The organism is Mucilaginibacter sp. (assembly GCF_028288205.1).
GTDB lineage: Bacteria > Bacteroidota > Bacteroidia > Sphingobacteriales > Sphingobacteriaceae > Mucilaginibacter.
Genome location: NZ_JAQBOD010000004.1, coordinates 1 through 22,316, shown reverse-complemented (window position 1 = coordinate 22,316; position 22,316 = coordinate 1). Strand labels below are relative to the sequence as shown.

The window sequence follows — 22,316 nt, the reverse complement described above, 5'->3', positions numbered from 1 at the left end:
CAACAAAAAAATAGCAGTATATGAACTCAACACAGGAAGCAAATTCAGATCGTCATTACATATTATTAGTTATAGCGGTAGTTATAGGTTTGGTAGGCGTTTATTTACGCTTTGCAGATTTTAAACATGCTTCGTCAGCGGCCAATATTATATTGGCAATTGGTGCAGGCATGGGGCTTAAAGCTATATTTACTATAATTAAGTAATTTACATTTCAACATATAAAAAAAGCGTTCCGGTTTCCGGGACGCTTTTTTTGCTTATAGCTGTTGATGTATATCATTTGGGATGATATTTAGCATCATTCAATATTTTTTGTGCGTCGTTAGTAACCATTAGCTGTTGTAGGGTAACATCGGGATGCTTCTCCATATATTGTTTCACAATTTGCCAGCCGGTCCATATACCCAGTTTGGGTGCCGATTCATTTCGCTCGCCTAATTGCGGCGTAAAAGGCGCTTCGCCTAAATAAGTCTGCAATTTTTCGTAATCGGTTTCATACAATAAATTCTGTTCTAAAAAATAACCCCATATAATTGATTGCGAATTAATGCACCAATTTAATTGTTTAGTGGTATAGCCAATTTTAGTTGTATCCGCCACATCGGGTAAAATTTGGTCGATAAAATATAATATTTTACCGCTGTATATCATTTTAGATAATAAGGTTTTGTCATTGTCACTTTCGGGGAACATATCCTCGCGGGCCATGCCTTCAACAACACGCGGGGTAATATTATCCGGCGTGAACCTTCTGGATATATAACGCGGGAAGACTTCGGTTAATGAAGGATAGAACCGCGAATTAGCACCCAAAAACAAATCCAGCCCAATACCAAAATATCCGTTTCCAACAGCAGTTTGTGCCTTAAAGCCAGAAAAATAGGCATATACTTTTGGTATATTTTTTTTGGGATAAAAGTACTTAATGCGCTTAAAGGCATCAGTCAGCTCGGTTTCTTGCTTATCCAGGTTAGGGTAAACTTCATCAACGTCATGCTTTACGTCTAAATATGCCTGCCCTTTAAATACAGGTTTTAATATATTAAAATAGCCGGTATCGGCAGTACTGCCTGCTTCCAATATCTGTTCAATATAGTCCCGGTAAAAAATGCCATACTTCTTTTGCATAAAATTTGCCTGCTGCAGCATTGGTTTTGTACGCATGGCGTCAAAATCATGATCGAAGCGCTCAATTTTAACTTCAATTGGTATATTGCTAACATCAATTTTTTTATCGCGGTTGCAAGCTGTTAACAGTAAACCGATAATAAAAAATAAATAAATTTGTTTGAACTTGTAAGAGGTTGGTATCATTTTTATAATTTCAGCAAAAATAATTTATTATTTGCATTTAGATGCAAGTTAAGTACTTGTAATATTATATATGAAACCATCATGAGCTGCAATTACAAAAACGCTCATGATAGCTTCAGCACCATTTAAAAACAGATTATTCTGATGAAAATAGCATTAGCCCAGCTTAACTATCACGTAGGTAATTTTGAGTCGAACACGGCTAAGATCATCCAAAACATACAAAAGGCACGGAAAAATGGTGCTGATCTGGTTGTATTTGCCGAACTATGTGTTTGCGGATATCCTGCACGCGATTTTTTAGAATTTAGCGAGTTCATCAGTCAATGCGCTGCCGCGGCCCAAAAAATTGCTGCTGTATGTACTGATATTGCCTGTATAATTGGCTTGCCTATTCCTAATAACAAAACAGAGGGCAAGGACCTTAATAATTCTGCATATTTTATCGAAAACGGAAAAGTTAAAGCCATTGTAAATAAAGCGCTGCTGCCTAACTATGATATTTTTGATGAATATCGTTATTTTGAACCATCGACCGAATTTAATTGTATTGAGTTTAAGGGACATAGAATAGCCTTAACTATTTGCGAAGATTTGTGGAACACTATTGAAAACCCGTTATACATAACCAGGCCAATGGATACGCTGATAAAGCAGCAGCCTGATGTAATGATAAATATTGCCGCTTCTCCTTTTGCTTATAACCACGATGAAGAGCGTATTGCTATTTTAAAAGATAATGCTGCACGCTATAATTTGCCTTTATTTTATGTGAACCACGTTGGCGCGCAAACTGAGCTTATTTTTGACGGCGGATCATTAGTATTTGATAATGGCGGTAACCTGATTGATGAGCTGCCTTATTTTGAGGAATGCCTGACCTATTATACTTTGGATGATAAGGGAGCTGTTTCTTTTGATCATCGGTCGACCATTAAAAAAGAACGGGAAAGTGATATAGCGCAAATACACCAGGCGCTTATTTTAGGTATACAGGATTATTTTTATAAATCGGGATTTACCCGTGCCATATTAGGTTTATCAGGTGGGATAGATTCGGCTGTGGTGTGCGCGCTGGCTGCCGAGGCGTTGGGTGCAGAAAATGTAATGGCTGTATTATTACCCTCTAAATTTTCAAGCGATCATTCTTTAAAAGATGCCGAGGACCTGGTAAGTAATCTGGGTTGCATGAGCGAAACCATCGCCATAAAAAATATTACCGAAGCGTTTGAAACCGCGTTAAGTCCGCAGTTTACGGACCTGCCATTTAATATTGCCGAAGAGAATATACAATCGCGCAGCCGTGCGGTATTATTGATGGCTATGTGTAATAAGTTTGGCTTCATTTTGTTAAACACATCCAACAAAAGCGAAGCCGCAGTAGGCTATGGTACTTTATATGGCGATATGTGCGGCGGCATATCTGTTATTGGTGATGTATACAAAACACAGGTTTTTGAGCTGGCGCGACATATTAACCGCGAGCGTGAGATCATACCGGAAAATTCAATCATTAAACCGCCATCTGCCGAGTTAAGGCCCGGGCAAAAAGACTCTGATTCATTACCTGAATACGATATACTTGATAAAATATTGGCTGAGTATATTGAGTACCGTTGCTCGGCTGCCGAGATCGTTAAAATGGGTTATGACGAGCAAACCGTGCATCGTGCAATAAGGCTTATTAATTTGGCAGAGCACAAGCGCTATCAAACCCCGCCGATTTTAAGGGTATCGCCTAAGGCATTTGGCATGGGCAGAAGGATGCCTATAGTTGGGAAGTATTTGCAGTAAGCAGTCCCATTATGCGTCATTGCGAGGAACGAAGCAATCTCTACGTAGGACATTCAATAGGAGGGTTGCTTATTTAATGCAGTGCCTAAATAACATTTATCACAATTGATTAGCAAGTGCAGAGATTGCTTCGTTCCTCGCAATGACGTGTTTGAGAGGGGTGAGGTAATAATTTTTATATTTTCCCAAACAACTCTGCTAATTTATCTTCCAGGTCGCTGCCGCGCAGGTCTTTGGCAATGATTTTTCCATTAGGGTCCAAAAGGAAGTTTGCAGGGATGGCTGTGATAAAATAAGACACAGCTACCTGGTTACTCCAGTATTTCAGATCGGATACTTGCGTCCATTCCAGCCCATCTTTTTTTATGGCATTTACCCAATCGGCTTTACCATCGGGCCTGTCTAACGAAACGCCGATTATGGTAAAGTTTTTATTTTTATACTTGTTATAAGCCTTAACTACATTAGGGTTTTCCATGCGGCACGGGCCGCACCACGATGCCCAAAAATCAATCAATACATATTTGCCCCTAAAAGATGAAAGCCTTATGGGGTTTCTATCTACATCGGTTTGTATAAAATCAGGAGCAATAGCGCCAATAGCGGTGATTTTCGAATCGTCGATAGATTTTTTCAGCATTTTAGCTGTCTCCATATCCTTTATTGCAGGGGTTAAAGCATTAAACAGGCTTTCCATTTCTGCAGGGTCCTTTCCCTGTTTGCCCAACGCGTTTAGCACAAGTAAGCTTAGGTAGCTGTTAGGATGGGTTACAATAAAATTTTGCAGGATAGATTTTTGCTTATCCTGCAAAGCCTTTCCTCTTGCTTCAATATCGCGTTGAAAACCGGTTGTATTTTGTTTGTTTTTGAGGCCGGTATTTCTTTCGTCATCGAGTTTTTTAGCTTCATCATTAATTGATTTTAATTGGCGGGTGAGATCATTATTCTCATCATTTATTACAGAACCGGTAACTTTAGCGGTGTATACAGAATCACGGGCTGTGGTTAGGGTTATGTTGCTTTTATCTAAAAAGAAAGTTATTACGTCTGGGTTTTTATCTAATTTTTGAATCCCCACGCCTTTATGGTCAATTATTAAATAAGCATTTACAGGGTTAGATATAAAGCCCGAAATACTGAAACTACCGTTAACAACCATTGATGAATCAATAACCCGGTTAGCACCAATCTGGTAAAACAAAAAAGCCTCGGCAGGAGAATTTATATTGCCAACCTTGCCTTTTATTGTAAAATTTTTAGTTAGTGTTTGTGAAAATACTATTGATGGCAATAAAGCCATTGTTAGAAAAAATAATTTCTTCATGAATCAAATTGAATATTATATAAGATAATTAACGTATAAATAGCTTAAGGATTGCCTGTTAGTTTAATTTTTGATAAGTGCGCCACCAAAGATCTGGCATTTCGCCGGATGTTGCAATTTTATAATCCTCGAATCGGCATGGCACCAAATGAAAACGTGCATTTTTTGAGCCACCCGTAGGATAGGGTACCTGCATCCACCAACGGTCGGATTTTTTGCTTTTTACAAACACCAACTCGTGCGCATCATGTTTAAGGCTGGTTTTATAGATCAGATATTGCGATTTTGGGTTAAGCGGGAAATCCTTTTTACGGTTATAAACGCCGTCAATAAAATACCATATCATTTGTGATAGCAGCATAGCGGTTTGGCCATTGCTGTCATAAGCCGGGTTAAACTCATAAAAACCTATAGAGGTTAGCTTATCATTGAACCCCGCGTAACGGCATATCTGGCAAGCTTCCTCGCCATAAAAACCATTGGGTGTTGCATTGGCATTACCCATAGCATCTGATGCGCGAATTGCGCCTATATCAAAGCTTACCATATTGGCATTACGAATGATAGGTTCGGTTACGGTAACATTATAGCTTAACTCACCTAAACGATGTACATCAAAAAAAAGCTTCTCCATTACCCGCAGGCTATCCTGGCTGGCGAAAAAAGTTTGATAGCCCAGGTTGCTGTAATTAAACAGGTAATTAGGCTCGTGTAAAAACACTTTATTTAAATATGATGTTGAGGTTGTTTCAATACTATCTATATTTTCGTCGTCTTCCAGGTCAAAGTGCGAATCCACAATAACTAAATCAACCTTTTGCTCTAAAGTTTCATAGCCCAGGTATTGGGCATAGGTAAGATCCTGCCCGCCGCCAATAATCACAGGGATAATATCCATTTTAATAAGTTCGGCAACTACGGTTTTAAGAGCGAAATAAGTATCGGTAACGGTTTCGCCCTGGCGGATATTACCCAGATCAACAATTTTAGTATTGTATGCCCCTTCGTTTAACTGGTATAGTTTTTCGCGTACATAATCTGGCCCTAAAGCACAACCGGGATTATTTATGGCGTTACGGTCTTCCTGCACACCAATGATAGCAATATGTGTTTGTTCCAGATCCGGGAAGGTAACCGAATAATGGTCTATCTTACTGCCTAAATGGCTGGTATAATAACCATTTTTTGGAATGATCTTTTTAAGGTCGATAGGCGTAAAGAAATCGGATAAGGACATGTAATTGATGTGCAAATGTGCGTATATGCAAATATGCAGATAGATGGGCAGATGTGCAATAGAATAATCTAATTCCCTCTTTCCGCCACAGGGCGAATACCTTGTTTCATCACGCAAAAAACACCCAAAAATCTTGTTTCATCACTTCAAAATTTTGCTATTTGCAATTAATTGATAATCAGCATGGTGGTTAAATTTTATTCATGAAAAAACAGACGGATAAGTTGTTACATTTTGTTTCATCACTTTTTCGTAATTTGTTTATTATCAATATATTAAGCCGAAATCTTGTTTCACTTGTTACATTTTGTTTCACATTTGTGTGTAACAAAAACAGGAGGGCGCTAGCATAACGTTTACCTATCGCGGTGACTCACCCCGACTACGCTACGCTGGTCGACCCTCTCTTCGCTGCGCGGAAAGAGGGTAAAAAAAAGCCATTTCAAATCAAAAAATTGCCACATTTGTAGCTCATGATATTAATAACAGGCGCTACAGGTTTTTTAGGATCAGAACTGGCTAAGCAATTGGCCAAAAAAGGTGAGCAGATACGTTGTACCAAACGCGCTACTTCAGTTATTCCCGCTTTGTTATTGCCTTATACCCAAATTGAATGGGTAGATGCCGATATGCTGGATATTTTTGCGTTAGAGGATGCATTGCAGGACGTAACACAGGTTTATCACTGTGCGGCATGGGTATCATTAAAGCAGGCCGATAAAGAGCCCATGATACGTGCCAATGTTACCGGTACGGCCAACCTGGTTAACTTATGCCTTGACCGGGATATAAAGCTGGTGCATGTAAGCTCCATAGCCGCCATAGGACAGGCTAAGCCGGGCGAGCTGATAACAGAGGACCATCACCTGGAATCGTCTACCGAAAATGATGGCTATGCCATATCAAAACTGGAAAGCGAGATGGAAGTGTGGCGGGGAATTGCCGAAGGATTGAATGCGGTAATTGTTAATCCATCACTAATTATAGGCGCTAATGCGGGTGTTTTAGGTAGCGGGCAGCTTTTTGAAACGGTACGTAAAGGACTTAAATTTTATACAGAAGGTACGGCCGGGTTTGTTGATGTGGAAGATGTGGCCAAATGTATGATAGCATTGATGGAAAGCGATATTGCCGAAGAGCGTTACATTATTAATGCTGAGAATTGGAGTTACAAAGATATTACTGCCGAAATAGCTAAAGGTTTTAACATACCCCCGCCGGCCATATTAGCCAAAGCCTGGATGATGGAAATGGCCTGGCGTGGGGCGGCGGTTATCGCTTTCATTACGCGTACATCGCCTGCATTGGATAAGATCGCTGCTAAGTCGTCTACACAAATACGCAATTTTGATAACTCTAAAATTAAAGCCGCTGTTAATATTGAGTTTAAACCGATAAGCAGATCGATTAGGGAGATTTGTGAAAGATTGGGTGGATAGGTTTGGCTAACGCGCTCACCTCGTCATTGCGAGCGTAGCGTGGCAATCTCTACACGATAGGTGTACGAATAGTTAGTCTTCTAAGGTATCGTATAAATCCTTCCATTCAGAATTTAATGAGCTTATCAGTTGATTTTTATAGTCTCTACTACGATCTTTAAGTGATTTTTCTGCTGCTATTGCTTCCTCAATATGCGAATAGAAATAATAATAAATCAACTTATCGCAATTGTATTTCGCAGTAAAGCTTTTGGGATGAACCTTGTTTTTATGCTCCCATATCCGGCATGTTATAGCAGATGTTACACCAACATACAAAACTGTATGCATTTTATTTGTAACGATATAAACGCAGCCACCTTTTTGAAATACCATACGGTAAATTAAAAGAATAATTAGTTATCTATCGTGTAGAGATCGCCACACTCGTACCTCGTTCGCGATGACGCTTGGAGATAGGTTGGTGATGAAGTGAGTCTCATTTTGTGAGTACTCCCGTTTAACCGTACACCTCATCGCGAGCGTAGCGATATAGATCTTTACACTCGTGCCGCAATAATGCATAATGAGGGTTAAGCTTAAAAATCCATCGGCCCTAACCTGCGCATATTCTTCATAATCAAATATTGCCTGTGCCTCACATAATCTGTCGGATCAGTTGGCGACCATTTTAGCGGATCAGGGAAAATAGAAGCTATTGCAGCAGATTGCTGGCGGTTTAAGTCGAAAGCGTCTTTATGATAATAGGTCTGTGCTGCTGCTTCTACGCCATATATACCATCGCCCATTTCAATTTCGTTCAGATAAACTTCCATAATGCGGCGTTTGCTCCAGAAAACTTCTATCAGTAAGGTAAAGTAAGCCTCAAATCCTTTGCGTATGTACGACCTCCCCGGCCATAAAAAAACGTTTTTAGCCGTTTGTTGTGATATGGTGCTGCCGCCAATGAGCTTATGCGAATGCGAGTTTTTATCAATGGCCCGCTCCATTGCTTTAAAATCAAAACCAAAATGATCCAGGAACAATTGATCTTCGGCAGCTACGGCGGCGCGTTTCATGGGGTCGGCAATATCATCAAAGTCGCGCCAATGCTTGTCTATCTTCCAGGGTTTTCCGGCGGCTTTTTGCTCAAACCCGCGGGTAAGCATTAGCCATGTTACAGGCGGGTTTATAAAGCGGTACATAATAACCCAAAACATGGTGATCCCGATAAAAAGAATCAGGGTTAGTTTAACAATGCGCCAGATGAGTTTGCCGAGACCTTTCATACGGCGAAAATATCTTAATTATTTCGGATTTCGGAATTGTTTAACAAAATGTCATTTCGAACGATAGTGAGAACTATCTCTTGAGCAATAGCGGAAAAATCTATACATATCATAACGCGTGTATAGATTTCTCCTCGTTCCTCGTCGAAATGACAGCTTGGATATTGTAAAACAAAAAAGGTGTTTAGCAACGCTAAACACCTTTAAATTCTATATTATTCTAAATCCGAAATCGAAAATCCGATATCCGAAATTAAAATTACTCAGCTACTACAGAGAAAGGTACTTGTACCTTAACTTCTTTATGCAGGTTTACAATTGCGGTGTAATCACCAACAAATTTTGGTTCCTGGTCAAAAGTAATTCTACGACGGTCAACTTCAAAACCTTCTTTCTTCAATGCATCAGCAATTTGAATTGTGTTGATAGCACCAAAGATTTTACCGGTTTCGCCGGCTTTAGCGCCAATGGTCAATTTCACACCTTCTAAACGGGCGGCAATTGCATCAGCATCCTTGCGTATTTTTTCTTGTTTAAACTGCGCTTGTTTTAGGTTTTCGGCTAAAACTTTACGTGCAGATACAGTAGCTAATATGGCATAACCTTTAGGAAAAAGGTAGTTACGGCCATATCCTGGTTTAACGGTTACTACATCGTCTTTATCACCCAGGTTTTTTATGTCTTGTTTTAAAATAACTTCCATGTTTTCTTACCTCCCGATTATTTTAATGAGTCTGTAACATAAGGTAATAAACCAATATGGCGAGAGCGTTTAACGGCCTGGGCCACTTTGCGCTGAAACTTTAATGAAGTACCTGTTAAACGACGGGGTAATAATTTACCCTGGTCATTAATAAACTTTAATAAAAAGTTAGCGTCTTTGTAATCAATATACTTAATACCATTCTTTTTAAAACGGCAGTATTTTTTACGGTTGTCCTCTACTTTAGGGGCGGTAACGTATTTAATTTGATCGTTTGCCATTATTTGGTTTCCTCCACTTTAGCAACTGGTTTCTTGTTAAAGGCACCTGTGCGTTTTTTGTCATTGTATGCAATGGCATGTTTATCCAAAGCAATGGTAAGGAAACGCAAAACACGCTCATCGCGCCTTAACTCGACTTCCAATTTGTTAATTAATTCACCCGGAGCCTTAAATTCAGTTAAGTGATAGTACCCTGTAGATTTTTTCTGGATAGGGTACGCTAATTTTCTCAAACCCCAATTATCCTCCTGGACAATTTCGGCTCCGCCATCAGTTAAGGTTTTGCTATATTTGGCTATTGCCTCTTTAGCAGTTTCTTCTGATAACAACGGGGTTAGAACGATCACGATTTCGTACTGTTGCATTATTATACTTTGATTTTTAATTAATTACCCGATAATTCGGGGTTGCAAATGTAGTAAGTTATTTTTACTTATCCAACAGAAATGGCAGTAAAATAACAGACGGTATTAATGCTACCATTATAGCTGATTACAATAGCTAACTTTTGTTAATAAAAATAAAACGTCTAATTAACATTCTATACAAAACATTAACTTAAGTTCGGTTGTCTTTTAATTACCAAAATATTACTGCCATGGAGTTTGAATATCTTGAAAGCCAAAAAGCAAACCACACTACGTTTATGTATGATACCATTTATTTTCAATCGCCGGGAGAAAATGGGGAGTTTAAAGAAGGTGATTGGGGCGATGAAGAAGATGAGGATTTTGATGACAAAGCCGAAGACGTGGATGATCTGCATTCTGTACAGGTAAATGATGATTTGAATGAACCCGATGCAGAGCCGGACGACGACGATCATTTGCCGGATGATGACTTACAATAAATAAGACAGGGGATAAGTATTTACCAGCCGTTGTCTCTGTCCTCACAGACAACTTTACAGTAGCAGTCTGTGAGGACACAGACTGCGGGAGAAAAGTGAAATTCCAATTTATCAACAATCCTTTTTTGATACTTTCAGGTAAAGCAATTTCTTGCTAACTTAGTAGCTGTGGATAATTTTATCGTTTCGGCACGCAAATATCGCCCGGCTACTTTCGAAACCGTTGTTGGTCAGCAACATATAACCAATACGTTAAAAAACGCTATTAAGAATAATCAGCTGGCGCAGGCATTTTTGTTCTGTGGTCCGCGTGGCGTAGGTAAGACTACCTGCGCGCGTATCCTTGCCAAAACCATTAATTGCGAAAACTTACAGCCTAACGGCGAGGCTTGCGGCGTTTGCAGTACCTGCCAGTCTTTTCAAAATGGCAACTCTTTTAATGTTCATGAATTAGACGCGGCATCAAACAACTCGGTTGATGATATCCGCAGCCTGATAGAGCAGGTGCGTATACCGCCGCAAGGCGCACGTTACAAGGTTTATATTATTGATGAGGTACACATGCTATCGCAGGCGGCTTTTAACGCTTTCCTGAAAACTTTGGAAGAACCACCGCATTATGCCATATTTATATTGGCTACTACCGAGAAACATAAAATACTGCCTACCATACTTTCGCGTTGCCAGATATTTGATTTTAACCGTATCGGCGTTGATGATATGGCTCATCACCTGGCATCAATAGCACAAAAAGAAAGTATTAAATATGAGGTTGACGGCCTACACATCATCGCCCAAAAAGCTGATGGCGGTTTAAGGGACGCTTTATCAATGTTCGACCAGATCGTTAGCTTTTCTGATGCTAATGTTACCTATCGCTCGGTTATTGATAACCTGAATATACTTGATTACGACTACTATTTTAGTATAACTGATAGCTTATTAGGAGAAAATACGGCCAAAACCCTATTATGTTTTGATGAGATATTAACCAAAGGCTTTGATGGCGCGCATTTTATATCCGGTTTGTCAGAACATTTCCGCAATTTGCTGGTAACCAAAGATGCATCAACTTTAAAGTTATTAGAAGTAAGCGAGGGTATTAAAGCTAAATATCTACAGCAATCGCAGGCGGCAAATGTGTCGTTCCTGTTATCGGCCATGAATATTGCCAACCAGTGCGACCTGAATTATAAACTGAGCAAGAACCAGCGTTTGCAGGTTGAACTGGCTCTGCTTAAAATGTGCCATCTGCTCTCGGTATTTAGCCTGGCTACCACGCCGCTAACCGCAATGCCCGATAACAGCGGGCAGCTAAAAAAAAAACCTGATACCCCGGCAATAAGTTCTCATAAAACAGGTACTATCAATAACGAGGTGCCGGTAATGAGCGATACCCCGGCTATTTATACAACAGCGCCAAAAATATCAGAACCTGTACAAGAAATTCCCGGGCCCGTAAAGGAAACGCCGGTTGCAGAGAAGCCCAAAACTGTTTTCATCCCTAATTTAAATGGGGGCACTACAAAGATACCCTCATTAAAAGATCTGAATGCCGCACAGGAAACAATAGCGGAAGAAGAAGACCCATACCAAAAAGGGGATGCCAGTGAAGATTTTAGTTTTGACGATTTTTTAAAACATTGGAACGTATTTGCCGCCACTGTAAAAGCCGAAGGCAAGATGAGCCTGTTTACCATATTTATATCCGAAGTGCCAAAAATGCTGCAGCCCTATGTGTTTGAGGTGGTGGTTGAAAATAAGGTGCAGGAGCAATTATTCCGTGATGAAAAACCACCATTGCTTAATTACTTACGCAGTACCCTTAAAAACTATAGTATAGAGGTGAATACCAGGATAGACGAACAGGTAAGAGTTAAGCGCCCATATACCAGCCAGGAAAAATACCAGTACATGGCAGCCAAAAATCCGCAATTGGCCGAGCTTAAAAAGCGCTTTAATCTTGATTTTGATTGATGCGGATAAAAGCTCTATTTTTATAAAGTTTCCAATTAGAACTGATGAAAAGTTACGGACGGATATTGGTAGGATTGATAACGCTTTGCATCGGGTTAAATTCATGCAAGTTAGATAAGCCTGTACTACCCGGCGAGGATGGCTATATAAAAACCACAGACCCTGCGGCAGGAATAGGTACAGTTATTGGTACTACCATTACAGGTGCAACTATTAATAATAGTAACTTAACCGCTCTGTGGAAGGTAGCAACAACCATCAAGCAGTTTTATAATCAAAATAATGTTGTGATAGCAAGCTCACTGGCTAATAATTTGTTTACTTCTGTTTTATTAAGCGAAACTGGTAAAACAGCAGGCTTTGAAGGATTAACAGCAGCAATAGCCAACCAAACCTATGAATTAACAACCAGTAGCGGTGTTTTATATATTCAATTATCTGCCGATCCGTTTTTGCGGAGCGTTAACAGCCGTATACAAATAACAAATTTAACTGCTACGTCAATGACCTGGCTGGCAATAGACCCGCTCATTGTATCGGCAGGCGGGCAATTATTGCGTAATGCTTATTTAGTAACTTTTACTAAATAAAAAGAGACACAAAATATTGCGTCTCTACGAATTTTTATTTACCGATTATTATTTAGGTGTATCATTTTTTGGATAACCTTCTTCGTCCAGATCATCCCTGTCATCCTCGGGCGTATGTGACAGCATTTCATCAATTGGGTCAACTATTACACTTTGGCCATCATCAATATGCATACCCAACTGGTCAACATCTGTTTCTAATGACTCATTTGGTATATACTCGTCCATCACATCATAAGGATTAGCTTCATCATAAGTTGAGTTGATATCGGCACCATTTTTTTGTGATGTGTTATAAGGGTCAGGATGATCATAATTCGGATCATCACTTTTTACATCAAGTTCATAACTATTATCATCGGCGTTAAAACGCAATTGATCTTTGTCAACTGTTTCGCCAAGCTCGTCCTTAAGGTTTTTGTCCCTGTCGTCGTTTTCGTTATCAAATGGATTATTGCTCATGTGGCTGGTGTTTTATTAAATATACATAAAATATATAGAAAAAATCCTGCCAAAACAGTTTAATATCAAAAATCAACCCTTTTTTTATAGGAGACAACTCCACCTATAGCAAATTTTATCCCTATGGAGTATTGAGAGTAGGAATCTTTTTGATTACCAATAGTAAAACCGTCAAGGCCATCACCCATTATAAAATTATATTGGTACCCCAGGTCTATTTTAAAGCCGGGCTGATCATATCTATTAAAAAACTTAAATTCATACCCAAACCTTACCGGGATAAGTATTTGGCTACTATTGTCTTCGCCGGGTGTATAGAATCCCGGATCCAGAATAGAAGCTCTGTTAATTTCTTTCATATGATTTATAACAAACCCCACACCGGTAGATGCATAAAGATTTTTTAAAGCATTGGCAAATTTGCTTTGCGAATAATCTATTATTTCGCCGGCCTGCAACTGTGCCCTAAACATTACCGCTGCGAAGTTATTGGTAAATTGCCTGCCTGTACTGGTTGTCAAAGAATCGCCACCCTTTAATTCGCCAAACTGCAATTCAACCACGTAATTAACATATGGGCTTACATTATAATTAAAATTAAAATGAGCTGATTTGGTAGGGGTAACCGTTTGCGCGTCGGTATATGCTTTGTTCATGTCCAGGCCAATACCTAAATCATATTGTGCATAGTCATTTCCTATTTGTGCTTTAGCCGAATAACAAAGTAAACAGCTACATACGGTTATTAAAGTAATTTTTAAACAATTTATCATATAGTAATATGTCAGTATGTTACTTATAGGCAATAATTAGGGCAACCATAAATAATATGGTAAACAATGCTTTAAAATAATAGTTGCATTTTTTTTAAATTTTAATAATGATAAAAGTACAATCAAACTTCAATAAAACAATAGTAACGTAAAAATTACCAACTTGGTAGTTTTGAATAGGTAATTAGCTAAATGGTAAAATCAATTTTTATATATTTGGTGCCATTAATAATAAAAAAATTAGAACACCTGGTATGTCAAAAATTAAAGTAAATAATCCGGTAGTTGAGCTGGATGGCGATGAAATGACCCGCATTATCTGGAAGTTTATAAAAGATAAGCTGATAGTTCCTTATCTGGATCTGGATATTAAATATTATGATCTCGGTTTAGAATATCGCGATGAAACTAACGACCAGGTTACTATTGATGCCGCGAATGCCATTAAGCAATATGGTGTGGGTATTAAATGTGCTACTATTACACCTGATGAGCAGCGTGTAGAAGAATTTGGCTTAAAGCAGATGTGGAAATCGCCAAACGGAACTATACGTAATATATTAGATGGTACTGTTTTTCGCGAGCCTATTGTAATGGCAAACGTACCACGTTTAGTGCCAAACTGGACAGCGCCTATTTGCATTGGCCGTCATGCTTTTGGCGACCAGTACCGTGCTACCGATTTTTTAACTAAAGGAAAAGGTAAACTAACCATAAAATTTACGCCGGAAGATGGCAGCCCTGAGCAATCATTTGAAGTGTTTAACTTTAAAGGCGATGGTGTTGCTTTGGCAATGTATAACACAGACGAATCTATCCGTGGTTTTGCGCATGCTTGTTTTAATCAGGCATTAATGAAAGGCTGGCCTTTGTATCTATCAACCAAAAACACCATTCTCAAAAAATATGATGGCCGTTTTAAAGATATTTTTGAAGAGATATACCAAGCCGACTACAAGAAAAAATTTACTGATGCCGGCATTACCTATGAGCATCGTTTAATTGATGACATGGTTGCATCCGCCTTAAAATGGAACGGCAATTTTGTTTGGGCTTGTAAAAACTATGATGGCGATGTACAATCTGATACAGTAGCGCAAGGTTTTGGCTCGTTAGGTTTAATGACCTCAACATTGGTTACTCCTGATGGTACCGTAATGGAAGCAGAAGCGGCACATGGTACCGTAACCCGCCACTACCGCGAGCATCAGGCAGGCCGACCTACATCAACTAATCCTATCGCATCTATCTTCGCGTGGACACGTGGTTTAGAGTTCCGTGGCATATTGGATAGCAACCAGGAACTAATTGATTTCTGTAAGGCTTTAGAAGAAGTTTGTATTGAAACTGTTGAAAGCGGTAAAATGACCAAAGATTTGGCTATCACCATTAAATCAAAAGTTGAGCACGGTACAGATTACTTATATACTGAAGAATTTTTAGAAGCGATCAATGAGAATTTGAAAGTTAAGCTGGGTAAATAATTAACCCAATAATATTAAAAAGTCCGATGCAACTTGCACCGGGCTTTTTTGTAACCTGCTTTCAACTACCTGCGTCATAGCCCGCATGGAAATTAAACTCTCATGGCGTTATTGCCTGGCCTTTATGGCATTTGTTTTTGTATTTGGCCAACTGCATGAAGTGGCTCATTTATCAGTGGCTTATATTATATGTGGCTGCACTGGTAAACAGATAGACTTTAACTTATGGACCTTTTGTGCCGATTGTATTAATAACTCGCATATCTATATAGCAGAAATGGCCGGGCCAGTTTTTAGCTATATCATGATGTGGACAGGCTATTTCCTACTCCGGTCAAACAATAACAGGTATTGGAGTTTGGCGCTGGTATTAATAGCCTGTAATATGGCATTCGCCAGGATATTTACTGCAGGCATGGGTAGGGGAGATGAGACCACTGTATTGAAAGTTTTATTACATGGACAAAGTATATTGCTTATTAAATCAATTGGCTTTGCTGTGGTGTTTATACTGTCTTTCCCGCCGTTGTATATGATCTATAAAAGACTGGCCAATAAAAACAGGTTATGGACAATGCTGGGATTATGTTTTATACCTATGTGTATAATGATGCCTTACGAGTTTATGTTATTAGGTAAAGTATTGCGGGCTGGGTTTTTAGCACAGCGGCATTTTTTAGGCGTAGCCGACTTTATTTATCTACATACCGCGCTTATGACTATGTTGATTGTAATTTTTAGAAAATCCTTGTTTCAGGCTTATTCAAAATCCCTAACTTAGCGCAAAATTTAATATCTGCTATGTCTGCATTATATCCGCTAAAATTCAAAACCATTTACAAAGACAAAATCTGGGGTGGTCAAAAAATAAAGACCTACTTGCATAAAGATTTTGGTTCACTACCAAACTGTGGCGAAACCTGGGAAATATCAGGCGTAAAAACCGACGTTTCTATTGTTGCCAATGGCGCGTTAGCCGGCGAATCATTAGCTGATCTGTTAGAAAAATATGGCGAAGAATTAGTGGGTAAAAAGGTATATGCACATTTTGGCAATATCTTCCCGCTATTGGTAAAGTTTATTGATGCCAATGAGGACCTTTCTATACAGGTTCACCCTAATGATGAGTTAGCTAAAAAGCGCCATAACTCTTTCGGTAAAACCGAAATGTGGTATATAATTGAGGCTGATCCCGGCTCAACGTTAATTGCGGGTTTTAATAAAGAATTAACTCAGGAAGAGTATTTAGAGAAATTTAACAGCGGTCATTTAATGGATGTGTTGAACCGTGAAGATGCAAACGCGGGTGATGTTTTCTTTTTACCTGCCGGACGTGTGCATACCATTGGAGCAGGTTTGCTATTGGCCGAGATACAACAAACATCTGATATAACTTACCGTATTTATGATTTTGACCGTGTAGACGCCAATGGTAACAAACGCGAGCTGCATACCGAGGAAGCTTTAGCAGCGATAGATTATAAATACTACGGAAACTATAAAACCAAATACACGCCCGAAAAGGATGAAACTGTTCAACTGGTTAAATGCCCGTATTTTACTACCAGTGTGTTAGATGCTACCGAAAGCACAAGTAAAGATTACAGTAATCTTGATTCGTTTGTAATACACGTTTGTGTTGCCGGCGAGTACACCATTAACTATAATGGTGAAAGCTACCCGGTTAAAATGGGCGAATGTATATTGTTACCTAAAACAATTGATAAAATAGAGCTGGAAACTACCAGTGGCTTTAAGATATTGGAAAGCTTTATTGAGTAAAAGGTTACAACGCGTCATTGCGAGGAACGAAGCAATCTCTACGTAGGACATCAACAATGGGGGTGCTTTTTTATGCAGCAATGCATTGAACGATATTTTTTCATATTGATTAGCGAGTGTAGAGATTGCTTCGTTCCTCGCAATGACGTGCAGGTGAGAAGCGCGGGCCTACTTATACTTCCAATTTCTTGATTTACCTTCTGTCATCCATTCAATAGCGGTTGCTGTACGCTTTTGGCGGGTAGCTTCTGTTTTGGCATCGATTATCCATTCCAGGTATTCTCTTTTATGTGATGGGCTAAAATTGTAGAAAGCAGCTGCGGCTTTCTCGTCTTTTGCCAATGCTTCTAAAAAATAATCGGGCATAGCGATCTCTGCTTTAGGTGGTCTGGCGGCGGCCGCTTTTCTTGCCGGAGATTTTTCGCCTTTTTCATTAAATGCCATACCCTGTTTGATAAAATCTATCAAGATATCATCAGCAGGCAGATCAGACAATTTGGTAATTCGCCCGAAATTTCCCGCAGCTTCTTTTTCGCCCGGGCGTTGTAATACACCATGCGTATCCACAATTGCTGTACTGCTCCATAAACCAAACGATAAATGCTCTTTAAAGCAAGCCATATTGGCAAGCGTACCGTTATTATACTCAAAAAAGGGATGTCCCCATTTTATAGTCTCAGATATCAATGGAGATACTGAATGCACCAATTCACGCAAATGTTTTAATATTGGCTGAGCAAAAGCAGGTTTTTTGTCGATGTAAGCATCTATGCGGTGATCGTATTGTTCCATAATACCAAGTTAACGATAAAAATATGGACAACAAATTCTAAACCATTTCTACCCTGATCTACCCTAACCTGACCCAGCCTGATCCCTCCTGATCTAAACCGGGCAAAAACGTTTGTTTAAACGTTGTGAGAGGCGTCACTCACAGAAGCCCTCGAAGAGTGAGCGTAAAGGCCCTCGCACATATGCTTCGACGCGGCTCAGCATGACAGCGCTCTTTTGTCATTTCATCTTTCAGAATTTCGCGAAGTTTTACAACTCGAAATGAGAAGTGAATTTACTAACTAACCAAATCCCTAAATAACTGTATGTGCCAGCTATCCTTAAATGGTACTTCCCATTTAGTTTCCAGCTCGGTAAGGTTTTGTACCAGGTTATTGTATACAATGGTATTGGTATTAATGGTGCCTTGTTTAAGTAGTTCTTCAAATCCATGACGGGGCAGGGATAGTACCTCACCGGCATCACGATAAGCTAAATTAAAACGATCAAACAGGCTGATGTTAAATTCCTGCTCCAATCGCTTCATAAAATTAACCGACTTATCAATAGAACAGCCGCTGGCGCCTGCCTGCGTTTCGTCAACTATCAATATAAAGAAACGATTATAACGTATTTCGGCTTTGGCTTTAAGCTGGTTATTGTGGGCGGTCCACTCGGCAGTAAAACTGTTTAAGCGTTGCTGTATTTGTTGTACAACCTCATCAGCCAGTTTTTTATCCGACTGATATACCCATACTCTTGAATTTTCAGAAAATTGCATGTGCAAAGCTACCAATTTATTAACTTAGGGGCAGAGTTTTGTTGTCATGGTAAAATCAGTTCTGCTAAAAATCAAAAAAATAGCAATTATTTTTTCTGTCATACTAACCATTTTGATTAGTTTTTGCTTTGTCGCGGGTATGGGCGACCAGGACTGGTTAAGCTGGGGTAACAAATGTTTGGCACAATCCTTCGATCCATCATCCGACGTTAAATTAAAAAAATGGGAGCTGGTATTAACCGATGATTCGTTTATCCGCATGCGTAAAGTTTACCAAAACGGTAAGCAGGAATATTTCTCTTTCTTCCTGCAAAAGTTAGATGATATAGATTATGTGGGTAATGTTAGTAATGGCACCCTGCAGTTAAAAGCCAGGGGAGATGATATTATTGTACAAACCTATAATGACAAAAAAGGTAATGTTGATTCGATGGCTATGGTCTTAAATATCCCGGTAAAAAATATGGACCCCGAACGGCTTGATAGCCTCCGCAACGCGCTGAATTATTTTAAGATGAAAGGTTTATAAGCCATTTGCCCTTACGGTTATCTCCGCGATATCCAGTACCACTATTTCATCGTCCTTATCATGGTTCTTTACGCCATCGCTTAGCATCGTCATACAAAACGGGCAGGCAGCGGCCACAACCTGGGCGTTAATAGCTATTACCTCGTCAATACGCTCCATATTAATGTCTTTATTGCCGGGCTCGGGCTCTTTAAACATTTGCGCGCCGCCTGCGCCGCAGCATAAGCCATTGCTTTTACAGCGTTTCATTTCAACCAACTCAGTATCTAATATTTCTAATGCTTTTCGTGGAGCTTCATAAACGTTGTTTCCCCGGCCCAGATAACAAGGGTCATGGTAAGTAATGCGTTTACCTTTAAAGCTTTCGCCCCCTTCGGCTTTTAGCTTGCCTTCGTCAATTAGCTGTTGTATTAGTTGCGTGTGGTGTATCACCTCATAATTACCCCCTAAACCCGGGTACTCATTTTTTATGGTATTAAAACAATGCGGGCAACCGGTAACTATCTTTTTAATATGGTAACCATCCAGCACCTGTATATTGGCTATGGCCTGCATCTGGAACAAAAACTCATTACCAGCACGCTTGGCAGGGTCGCCAGTGCAGCTTTCCTCGGTACCCAATACGGCATAGCTTATACCTACATACTGTAGTATTTTGCAAATATCGCGGGTTATTTTTTGCGCGCGTTCATCAAAACTTCCTGCACAGCCAACCCAAAATAATATTTCGGGCTGTTTGCCCTGGGCGGCCATTTCGGCCATGGTAGGCACTTTTATCTTTGTCATTCTTTTAGTCATTAAGCCATTGCGTCATTAGGTCATTAAGTCGCGATACAATGACTTAATGACCCAATGATATACTGACTATTTATCTACCCAATTAAACCTGTCTGCATTGCTATATTTCCATGGGGCACTGTTATTCTCTACATTGCCAAACATATTGTTCAAACTTGCAGGCGCCTGCGATTCTTCCATAACAATATATCGGCGCATTTCGGTTATAATTTCCAGCGGATTTATATTTACAGGGCAGGCTTCCACACAAGCGTTGCAGGTAGTGCAGGCCCAAAGTTCTTCACGGGTTATGTAATCATCCAGCAGGGATTTACCATCCCGGTGTTCCTTGCCATGTTCATCTATGTTATTACCCACTTCGGTTATACGGTCGCGGGTATCCATCATGATTTTACGGGGCGATAGCAGCTTTCCCGTAATATTAGCCGGACAAACAGCGGTACACCGGCCGCACTCGGTACAGGTATAGGCCTCCATCAGGTTTTTCCAGGTGAGGTCGGTTACATCCTTCGCACCAAAGCGGGCTATTTCGCCATTGCCTTCGGGTACAAACGATGGATCAAGCATTGCTTTAACCTCATTGGTAACAGATGCCATATTGGTAAACTCTCCCTTAGGCTCCAGGTTTGAATACCAGGTGTTAGGGAAAGCCAGCAGTATATGAAAATGTTTGGAGTAAGGCAGATAATTTAAAAACGCCAGTATCCCAACAATATGCAGCCACCAGCAAATACGCTCTATAATAGCCAATGTATTTGCATTTGCCGATAGGAGCGGAGCTATTAAACTACTTACCGGGAAACTACCCGCTTTAATATAATGACCAAAATGTAAAGCCTGTAACTTATAGTCGGCGGTGTTCATGGTTAAAAAGGCGACCATTAAGCATATCTCAATAATGAGGATATAGTTGGCATCCGATTTTGGCCATTGGGTCATCTCTGCGCCGTTAAAACGCTTTAGATGGATCAGGTTTCTACGGATAAGGAAAACTATACAGGCTGTAAGTACCAATACTGCTAATATTTCGAACCCGCCTATAAGCAATCCATACAAACTGCCCAAAGGTTTTGAAAATATGCGATGTGACCCAAATATGCCGTCTATCATTATCTCTAAAACTTCAAGATTAATAATGATAAAGCCTATATAAATAAAGAAGTGCATTATAGCCGCTACCGGGCGCTTAACCATTTTGGTTTGCCCCAGGGCCACTTTTGCCATCACCATCCATCGCCTGGCGAGTTGATCTGACCGATTGGTGTTTTTCCCCAAAAGAATATTGCGCCTGATTTTACCCGCGTTTTTACTAAACAGGTAAACGGCTGATATTAATATGAAGATAAAGATGATCTGTGCAATCATTATGCGTGCATAGTAATTTACTCAAAGATAGTTTTATCTATCAACTATTAAAATAACAGTAAACATTTACATACCGTTTTGTTTTTGCGGAACTGTAATTATTTGATTTACTGCATAGTTAATCGCGACCTATAAATTAAGTAACAGAATTTTCAAAAAAAAATACCTATAAATAAAAAAAAGGCTACATTTGCAGTCCTTAAACGGTCGGTATCATAGCTCAGTCGGTAGAGCAAAGGACTGAAAATCCTTGTGTCGCTGGTTCGATCCCAGCTGATACCACAACCATTTCCAGACCTCTTAGCATTGCTAAGAGGTTTTTTTATGCTTTAAAGTGCCTTTTGAAGCTAAAAGTGCAGATTCTTACTTAATTTATTTGTTTTATCAGATAGAATTACGATCTGTTCTATTTTATGCAAATACCGAATCAAAGGAAGTAAATGCATTTATCACTCTTTTACGGAGAGCATATACGCCTCGCTTGTTGTCATATCTTCTTCTGAAAGATTCCTGAACCTTTGTGAAAATTTATTCCTTGGAATATCGTTAGCCATGATCATTGGAAGCTCCTTCAATATTCTGAAACCGTGCTTTTTCTGCAGTTCCTGATGTACCGAGTATGGCAGCCGGTTTATCAAAAACATTCGGCCCCCCTTTACAATCCTCCACTCAAACTCGCTATAGGTTCTGTGACCATTCCAACGTTTAGTTGTTCGGTGACATTTAAAATCAATTGAGTGGGACATGATTCCTCCCTTTTTCAACCATTTTGAGAAGGCAACATATGTCCC

25 protein-coding genes and 1 tRNA gene are annotated in these 22,316 nt (G+C 39.6%); 11 read left to right on the top strand and 15 right to left on the bottom strand.

The genetic code is table 11. From position 1 onward, the window contains the following. Positions 1–20: 20 nt before the first annotated feature. Positions 21–206, top strand: a complete 186-nt coding sequence (locus JWR23_RS00610) for a hypothetical protein (protein WP_299511638.1) — start codon at positions 21–23, stop codon at positions 204–206. A gap of 73 nt (positions 207–279) precedes the next feature. On the opposite strand, the gene gldB is transcribed toward JWR23_RS00610, so the two are convergent. Further along, positions 280–1,317 carry a gliding motility lipoprotein GldB gene (gene gldB, locus JWR23_RS00605; protein WP_299511635.1) on the bottom strand — a complete coding sequence of 346 codons (1,038 nt, stop codon included), beginning with the start codon at positions 1,315–1,317 and terminating at the stop codon, positions 280–282. A 144-nt stretch (positions 1,318–1,461) separates the two neighbouring features. On the opposite strand from gldB, the gene JWR23_RS00600 reads away from it, so the two are divergent. After that, complete coding sequence (locus JWR23_RS00600; protein ID WP_299511633.1) at positions 1,462–3,111, top strand: NAD+ synthase; 1,650 nt, start codon at positions 1,462–1,464, stop codon at positions 3,109–3,111. A gap of 175 nt (positions 3,112–3,286) precedes the next feature. Here JWR23_RS00600 and JWR23_RS00595 read toward each other — a convergent pair whose 3' ends face one another. Further along, positions 3,287–4,435, bottom strand: coding sequence for a TlpA disulfide reductase family protein (locus JWR23_RS00595; RefSeq protein ID WP_299511631.1), 1,149 nt, complete (start codon positions 4,433–4,435; stop codon positions 3,287–3,289). Between the two features lie 58 nt (positions 4,436–4,493). After that, positions 4,494–5,672, bottom strand: a complete 1,179-nt coding sequence (locus tag JWR23_RS00590; RefSeq protein ID WP_299511629.1) for a formimidoylglutamase — start codon at positions 5,670–5,672, stop codon at positions 4,494–4,496. 473 nt (positions 5,673–6,145) lie between these two features. On the opposite strand from JWR23_RS00590, the gene JWR23_RS00585 reads away from it, so the two are divergent. After that, positions 6,146–7,111 carry an NAD-dependent epimerase/dehydratase family protein gene (locus tag JWR23_RS00585; protein ID WP_299511627.1) on the top strand — a complete coding sequence of 322 codons (966 nt, stop codon included), beginning with the start codon at positions 6,146–6,148 and terminating at the stop codon, positions 7,109–7,111. A gap of 72 nt (positions 7,112–7,183) precedes the next feature. Here the strand turns inward: JWR23_RS00585 and JWR23_RS00580 are convergent, their stop codons facing one another. The 5 genes from JWR23_RS00580 to rpsF all read right to left on the bottom strand — a co-directional run bounded on the left by JWR23_RS00580 (position 7,184) and on the right by rpsF (position 9,728). After that, positions 7,184–7,486: a GIY-YIG nuclease family protein gene (locus JWR23_RS00580; protein WP_299511625.1), complete on the bottom strand. Its 303-nt coding sequence runs from the start codon at positions 7,484–7,486 to the stop codon at positions 7,184–7,186. Between the two features lie 203 nt (positions 7,487–7,689). Continuing rightward, a complete protein-coding gene (mtgA, locus tag JWR23_RS00575; protein WP_299511623.1) occupies positions 7,690–8,379 on the bottom strand; it encodes a monofunctional biosynthetic peptidoglycan transglycosylase in 690 nt (229 codons plus the stop codon). Positions 8,380–8,638: 259 nt separating this feature from the next. Continuing rightward, positions 8,639–9,082 carry a 50S ribosomal protein L9 gene (rplI, locus tag JWR23_RS00570; protein WP_299511620.1) on the bottom strand — a complete coding sequence of 148 codons (444 nt, stop codon included), beginning with the start codon at positions 9,080–9,082 and terminating at the stop codon, positions 8,639–8,641. A 17-nt stretch (positions 9,083–9,099) separates the two neighbouring features. Continuing rightward, positions 9,100–9,363, bottom strand: coding sequence for a 30S ribosomal protein S18 (rpsR, locus tag JWR23_RS00565; protein ID WP_191162967.1), 264 nt, complete (start codon positions 9,361–9,363; stop codon positions 9,100–9,102). Further along, on the bottom strand, positions 9,363–9,728 hold the full coding sequence (gene rpsF, locus JWR23_RS00560) for a 30S ribosomal protein S6 (protein WP_299511618.1): 366 nt from the start codon (positions 9,726–9,728) through the stop codon (positions 9,363–9,365). Before rpsF ends, rpsR begins: the two co-directional genes overlap by 1 nt. Before the next feature lie 233 nt (positions 9,729–9,961). On the opposite strand from rpsF, the gene JWR23_RS00555 reads away from it, so the two are divergent. From JWR23_RS00555 to JWR23_RS00545, 3 genes are all read left to right on the top strand, one after another. Further along, a complete protein-coding gene (locus tag JWR23_RS00555; protein WP_299511617.1) occupies positions 9,962–10,213 on the top strand; it encodes a hypothetical protein in 252 nt (83 codons plus the stop codon). 168 nt (positions 10,214–10,381) lie between these two features. Then, positions 10,382–12,190, top strand: a complete 1,809-nt coding sequence (locus JWR23_RS00550) for a DNA polymerase III subunit gamma/tau (RefSeq protein WP_299511615.1) — start codon at positions 10,382–10,384, stop codon at positions 12,188–12,190. Positions 12,191–12,234: 44 nt separating this feature from the next. Then, entirely contained in the window at positions 12,235–12,780 is a 546-nt protein-coding gene (locus tag JWR23_RS00545; RefSeq protein ID WP_299511613.1) for a hypothetical protein, read from the top strand. A 48-nt stretch (positions 12,781–12,828) separates the two neighbouring features. Here JWR23_RS00545 and JWR23_RS00540 read toward each other — a convergent pair whose 3' ends face one another. Further along, positions 12,829–13,242, bottom strand: coding sequence for a hypothetical protein (locus JWR23_RS00540; protein WP_299511611.1), 414 nt, complete (start codon positions 13,240–13,242; stop codon positions 12,829–12,831). A gap of 65 nt (positions 13,243–13,307) precedes the next feature. After that, positions 13,308–14,015, bottom strand: coding sequence for a hypothetical protein (locus JWR23_RS00535; RefSeq protein WP_299511608.1), 708 nt, complete (start codon positions 14,013–14,015; stop codon positions 13,308–13,310). Positions 14,016–14,269: 254 nt separating this feature from the next. On the opposite strand from JWR23_RS00535, the gene JWR23_RS00530 reads away from it, so the two are divergent. The 3 genes from JWR23_RS00530 (at position 14,270) to JWR23_RS00520 (ending at position 17,281) form a co-directional block, all read left to right on the top strand. Continuing rightward, complete coding sequence (locus tag JWR23_RS00530; protein WP_299511606.1) at positions 14,270–15,499, top strand: NADP-dependent isocitrate dehydrogenase; 1,230 nt, start codon at positions 14,270–14,272, stop codon at positions 15,497–15,499. An 85-nt stretch (positions 15,500–15,584) separates the two neighbouring features. Beyond that, entirely contained in the window at positions 15,585–16,280 is a 696-nt protein-coding gene (locus tag JWR23_RS00525) for a hypothetical protein (RefSeq protein ID WP_299511604.1), read from the top strand. Between the two features lie 20 nt (positions 16,281–16,300). Next, on the top strand, positions 16,301–17,281 hold the full coding sequence (locus JWR23_RS00520) for a type I phosphomannose isomerase catalytic subunit (protein WP_299511602.1): 981 nt from the start codon (positions 16,301–16,303) through the stop codon (positions 17,279–17,281). Positions 17,282–17,449: 168 nt separating this feature from the next. Here JWR23_RS00520 and JWR23_RS00515 read toward each other — a convergent pair whose 3' ends face one another. Next, entirely contained in the window at positions 17,450–18,073 is a 624-nt protein-coding gene (locus JWR23_RS00515) for a YdeI family protein (RefSeq protein WP_299511600.1), read from the bottom strand. Between the two features lie 277 nt (positions 18,074–18,350). Then, a complete protein-coding gene (locus JWR23_RS00510; protein ID WP_299511598.1) occupies positions 18,351–18,833 on the bottom strand; it encodes an ABC transporter ATPase in 483 nt (160 codons plus the stop codon). A 46-nt stretch (positions 18,834–18,879) separates the two neighbouring features. Here JWR23_RS00510 and JWR23_RS00505 point away from each other — a divergent pair, with 46 nt between their 5' ends. Beyond that, complete coding sequence (locus JWR23_RS00505; RefSeq protein WP_299511596.1) at positions 18,880–19,362, top strand: hypothetical protein; 483 nt, start codon at positions 18,880–18,882, stop codon at positions 19,360–19,362. On the opposite strand, the gene JWR23_RS00500 is transcribed toward JWR23_RS00505, so the two are convergent. Together JWR23_RS00500 and JWR23_RS00495 are read right to left on the bottom strand one after the other, a co-directional pair. After that, positions 19,357–20,148 carry a (Fe-S)-binding protein gene (locus JWR23_RS00500; protein ID WP_299511594.1) on the bottom strand — a complete coding sequence of 264 codons (792 nt, stop codon included), beginning with the start codon at positions 20,146–20,148 and terminating at the stop codon, positions 19,357–19,359. The genes JWR23_RS00505 and JWR23_RS00500 overlap by 6 nt on opposite strands. Positions 20,149–20,226: 78 nt before the next feature. Further along, complete coding sequence (locus JWR23_RS00495; protein WP_299511592.1) at positions 20,227–21,525, bottom strand: (Fe-S)-binding protein; 1,299 nt, start codon at positions 21,523–21,525, stop codon at positions 20,227–20,229. Positions 21,526–21,734: 209 nt separating this feature from the next. Between JWR23_RS00495 and JWR23_RS00490 the strand changes: the two genes are divergently transcribed. Then, positions 21,735–21,807: transfer RNA gene (locus tag JWR23_RS00490), tRNA-Phe, on the top strand. A gap of 167 nt (positions 21,808–21,974) precedes the next feature. Here the strand turns inward: JWR23_RS00490 and JWR23_RS00485 are convergent. Further along, positions 21,975–22,316: hypothetical protein (locus tag JWR23_RS00485; RefSeq protein ID WP_299511589.1), on the bottom strand; the 342-nt coding region annotated here is incomplete at its 5' end.